We start from the raw sequence: 4881 nt of genomic DNA, 5'->3' as shown, positions 1-4881 counted from the left end.
GGACAGCCACGCGACGCCCTCGACGTCGAGGTGGTTGGTCGGCTCGTCGAGCATGATCACGTCGTGGTCTTCGATCAGCAGCTTGGCCAGCGCGACGCGTCGCTTTTGGCCGCCGGAGAGCGCATGCACGTTGGCGTGCCAGTCGACGTCGGACACCAGTCCGCCCATGACTTCACGGATCTTCGGATTGCGGGCCCATTCGTAGTCGGCCTGGTCCCCGACGATGGCGGCGCCGACGGTGAGGTCGCCGTCCAGGACGTCGCTCTGGTCCAGGTAGCCGATGTTGACCTCGCTGCGCTTCGTCACCCGGCCCGAGTCCGGGGTGGAGCGCATGGCCAGCAGGCGCATCAGCGTGGATTTGCCGTCGCCGTTGCGGCCCACCATGCCGATCCGGTCGCCCTCTTCAAGGCCGAGGGTGATGCCGTCCAGGACGGTGCGCGTCGCGTACGAAACGGTGAGGTTTTCGCCGCCGAGAAGGTGTGCCACGGGGAACTGCTTTCCTAGGTGAAATGGTGGAGCCAAAGGCGCTTCGGGCCGGGTATGTCCGGGGTGGATCCGGTCCGCGCCCCTAAAGGAGCGTATCGGAGATGATGCGGGCGCCGTGCACGGGGCCGTGCACCGCCATGGCGTCGAGGCCGTGGTGCCGCAGGTCCGCGGCAAGGCCCTCGGCGGCGGCCGGGCTGTGGGCCAGCAGCGCCACGGTCGGCCCCGATCCGGAGACGATCCCGGCAATCGCGCCGCAGGATTCGCCCAGCCCCAGCACATCGCGGAGTCCGGGCGCCAGCTCAATGGAGGCCCGCTGCAGGTCGTTGACGAGGACCCTGCTGAGCGCGTCGGCGTCGCCGCCGCGGAGGGCAGCGAGGACCCGCGGGTCCACCTCGGTGGGCGCCTCGATCTGCGCCCCCTCTGCGGCGCGCAGCCGGTCGAGGGTGCGGAAGACCTCCGGGGTGCTCAGGCCGAAGTCCGCCGTGACCAGCACCCAGTCAGTCTGGGCCTTGACCAGCGCCGGAGACAGGTCGTCGCCCACACCGAGTCCGACGGCGGTGCCTCCCAGCAGGGAGAACGGCACGTCAGCGCCGAGTTCGGCCGCCAGGTGGGCGAGTTCGTCGCGTGAGAGCCCGCTGTTCCACAGCGCGTCGCAGGCCAGCAGGGTGGCCGCGGCGTCGGCCGAGCCGCCGCCCATGCCTCCGGCGACCGGGACGCGCTTGGTGATTTCCAGGTGCACGCCGGTGGAATGCTCTGAGACGTCCCTCATGATGGCCGCGGCCTTGTACGCGAGGTTGCGTTCGTCGAGCGGGATGTCGACGTCGTCGAGGTCGAGGGTGCTGGCCGGGCTGAGGCCGACCGTAATTTCGCCGGTGTCCGTGCTGGTGGCCGCGACCTCTTCGTAGAGCGACACCGCCAGGTAGACGCTGGCCACCGGGTGGTACCCGTCGGCGCGCAGCGGCCCGACATCCAGTGAGACGTTGACTTTGCCGGGTGCCTTGACCCGGACGGTCCTCGCGGAAAAGCGCCCTCTCACTGCGTTCATGGCTCCACGCTATGGCATGGCAGGCCGCGGCTCCAAGCAGCAGCGTCAAGTCCGGAAGACCGTCCGGCGAGTCCACGCGGCAGCCACCGGCGTTCCCGGCGGACCGCTGCGGCGGCCCCTGAGGTCAGGAGACGGGCTGGGCTTGTGCTTCGGCGATCCGGGCAAAGGCGGCGATGTCAAGCACCTCGCCCCGGGCGGTGGGGTCGACGCCGGCGGCCCGGAGGCAGCGTTCCGCTTCGGCGGCGCTGCCGGCCCAGCCCGCCAGTGCGGCCCGGAGGGTCTTGCGCCGCTGGGCGAAGGCCGCGTCGATCACGGCGAAGACTTGTTCCCGGGTGGCGGTGGTGGCGGGCGGTTCCCGGCGGGTGAAGGCAACCAGCCCGGAATGGATCTTGGGCGCCGGCCAGAACACGTTCATGCCGATGACGCCGGCCTTGCGCATGCCGCTGTACCAGGCTGCCTTGACCGACGGCACGCCGTAGGTTTTGGAGCCCGGGGGCGCCGCGAGCCGGTCCGCGACCTCGTCCTGCACCATGACCAGGCCGTGCCGCAGGCTCGGGAAGTGCTGGAGCAGGTGCAGCACGACGGGGACAGCCACGTTGTAGGGAAGATTGGCCACCAGCGCGGTGGGCTGCACCGGCAGCTCGGTGACCTTCATCGCGTCGGCGAGGACAAGGTGGAAGTTCTCCACGGCGTCGGGGCGCCACCGGCCGACGGTGTCGGGGAGCTTGGCGGCCAGGACCGGATCAATTTCGACGGCGACCACGGCCCTGGCGGCGTCCAGCAGGCCCAGGGTCAGTGACCCCAGCCCCGGGCCGACCTCGAGGACCGTCTCCTCCGCGCCAATATCCGCGACGCCGACGATGCGCCGGATGGTGTTGCCGTCGATGACGAAATTCTGGCCCAGGGTCTTGGTGGGGCGCATACCGATCTCCTCGGCCAGCCGGCGGATGTCGGAGGCGCCCAGGAGCTGCGCCGGGGCGTCCGAGGGCGTCTTTCCGGAAGGCTCGACGGCGGCGGAGGGGGTCGGTTCAGTCACCTAGGTATCCTATCCCGCGGCAACAACGACGAAGGCCGGCCCCGAGAACCCGAGGGTTCAGGGGCCGGCCTTCGAACGGGCCACGAGGCGCAGGTCAGGCGCCGCGGGGCGTGCCTGCAGTTAGCTGGACGCCGCCCAGCCGCAGCCCCAAGGGCGCAGGCCTGCTTTGGCGTAGTACGCGTTGGCTACCGCGATCTGCTGAGCCTTGCTGGCCGCAGCTGCGTTGGGCGCGTACGCGCCGCCACCGTTGGCCAGCCAGGAGGAGACATCGAACTGCAGGCCGCCGTAGTAGCCGTTCCCGGAGTTGATGGCCCAGTTGCCGCCGGACTCGCACTGGGCGATCTTGTCCCACATCGCTTCGTTCATCATCGCCGGGGCAGCGGCGCCGGTGTTGGCGGCAGCCGCCGCCTCGGCCTTGGGCTTCTCCTTGGTGCCGACGGAGACCTTCTGGGTCACGGGCTGGACGGTGACGCTCTGCGAGACCAGGGTCCGGGAGGCCTCACGGCCGTCAACGAGGACCAGCTTGAAGCTCTTGCTCATGCTGCCGGCAGTGCCGGCCTGGGTGACCGTCTTCTCACCCTTGAGCATGGTCGCGTCTTCAGTGGTGAGGGTTTCGAACGGGACATCCTCAGTGGCGTCCGCGGTCTTGGTGGTGTCGACCCGTGAGACCTTGACGACCATGTCGTTGACGACGTGGGCGTTGTCGGGCTGGGAGATGCGGTCGCTGGCGCCAAGCTTGATGCCGGCGTCCGCGAGCAGCTGCCCCACGGTGGCCGTCGTCGTGGTGGTCTGGGTGGCGTTGCCGTCCGCGACGATGGTCACGGCCTTCGGCGTCGAGATGCTGACGAAGGAGCCGGAAACCGCGAGCTGCGCGTCCTTCGGGGCGGAAACTTCGGAAGCGCTGGCGACGCCGAGCTCGCTGACCAGCCGTTCGACGGTGGGCGCCGTGGTGTTGATGGTACGCTCCGCGCCGTCCACGCTGACCTTGACAGCTTTGGCAAGGTTCACGTTGATGACGGAACCGTCCTGCACATGGGAGTCGGCCGAGGGTGAGACCTTGTCCGCAGACTGCAGTTCCACCTTGGCGGCCCGGACCACCTGGCCGACGGTCCCGCCGAACGTCTGGACGGAGCTCACTTTCCCGTCGACGTTGAGGGTGACCGTCTTGTTGTTGCCAACGAAGGCGACGAGCCCGAGTACGAGTGCCACAAGCACCACGAGTTGGGCGCCGACTTTGACGACGCTGACCTTGCCGTCCGATGTGAAGAACTTGACCACGATTGCCCATATCTGTTGGACCATCCGGGCACGGGGAAAAGCGCTCACGTTTCCCCGGCGCAAACACCCCAGGGGCAGTTCCGGAACAGGTCCGGATGTTTGCGGAAAACGCGGGCACCGCCACACTTCCAAGCGAGAGCGCACACGTGGTTTCTTTACCGCGGTGCGCCCGAAGGGAGTGAAATTATCCGTAGGCCTTCCCCGACCCCGGCTAATAGTTGACCACTGTAACCGTAGCGTTATAAACCAACCAAGATTTTGTGCATACTCGGTATGTTTTCAGAGTGGCGGCGGAGGACGTTTTTAGTCCCAGGTTCCGTAGGCCTGCACCGTGTTTTCGGCCAACCGGGCGCACAGCTCGGAGAGCTCCCGGCCTGTCAATTCCGCCATGGCACGGACCGTGTACGGAACCATGTAGCTGGCGTTCGGCCTGCCCCGGTGCGGGTGCGGGGTAAGGAACGGGGCGTCCGTCTCGACGAGGAGCCGTCCGGGCTCGGCAATGGCCAGGGCCGCACGCAAGTTGACCGCGTTCTTGAAGGTCACGGTCCCGGCGAAGGACATGAACCAGCCCTCCTCATTGCACGTCCGGGCGAGTTCCTCGCCGCCGGAGAAGCAGTGGAAGACCACCCGCTCCGGGGCGCCCTCCTCGCGGAGGACCTGCACCACGTCGTCGTGCGCGTCGCGGTCATGGATCTGCAGCGTCAGGCCGAGCCGCTTGGCGATGTCTATGTGGCGGCGGAAGGAGTACCGCTGGTGGGCCAGCCCCTCCCCCTCGGTGCGGAAGAAGTCCAGGCCGGTCTCGCCGATGGCTCGGATCCGCGGGTGGGCTGCGAGTGCTTCGATCTCCGCCAGCGCGTCCTCCAGCTCCCCCCGGGCTGCATAAGCGGGGGCGTCGTTGGGGTGCAGTGCGACCGCGCCCAGCAACCGGGCATCCTGCTCGACAGCCCGCACGGTGAAACGCGACGACTCAAGATCGCATCCCACCTGGATCGCGCGTTTCACCGTGCGGGCTGTCGAGCAGGATGCCCGGTTGCTG

At 68.4% G+C, this 4881-nt stretch carries 5 protein-coding genes; all 5 read right to left on the bottom strand.

Features of this window, described 5'->3' with window-relative positions:
* Window positions 1–486: ATP-binding cassette domain-containing protein (locus tag AB4Y86_RS12165; RefSeq protein ID WP_441402483.1), on the bottom strand; the 486-nt coding region annotated here is incomplete at its 3' end.
* A gap of 82 nt (window positions 487–568) precedes the next feature.
* Entirely contained in the window at window positions 569–1531 is a 963-nt protein-coding gene (locus AB4Y86_RS12160; protein WP_441402482.1) for a 4-(cytidine 5'-diphospho)-2-C-methyl-D-erythritol kinase, read from the bottom strand.
* Window positions 1532–1655: 124 nt separating this feature from the next.
* Window positions 1656–2495 (bottom strand): 16S rRNA (adenine(1518)-N(6)/adenine(1519)-N(6))-dimethyltransferase RsmA, encoded by an 840-nt coding sequence (gene rsmA, locus AB4Y86_RS12155; RefSeq protein WP_441402484.1) that lies wholly within the window; start codon window positions 2493–2495, stop codon window positions 1656–1658.
* 192 nt (window positions 2496–2687) lie between these two features.
* A complete protein-coding gene (locus tag AB4Y86_RS12150; protein WP_441402481.1) occupies window positions 2688–3869 on the bottom strand; it encodes a ubiquitin-like domain-containing protein in 1182 nt (393 codons plus the stop codon).
* A gap of 279 nt (window positions 3870–4148) precedes the next feature.
* A partial coding sequence (locus AB4Y86_RS12145) for a TatD family hydrolase (protein ID WP_441402480.1) occupies window positions 4149–4881 on the bottom strand: 733 nt, incomplete at its 5' end.

The organism is Arthrobacter sp. 2YAF22_2, from assembly GCF_052114645.1.
GTDB lineage: Bacteria > Actinomycetota > Actinomycetes > Actinomycetales > Micrococcaceae > Arthrobacter.
This window is presented reverse-complemented; position numbering and strand designations above follow the sequence as displayed.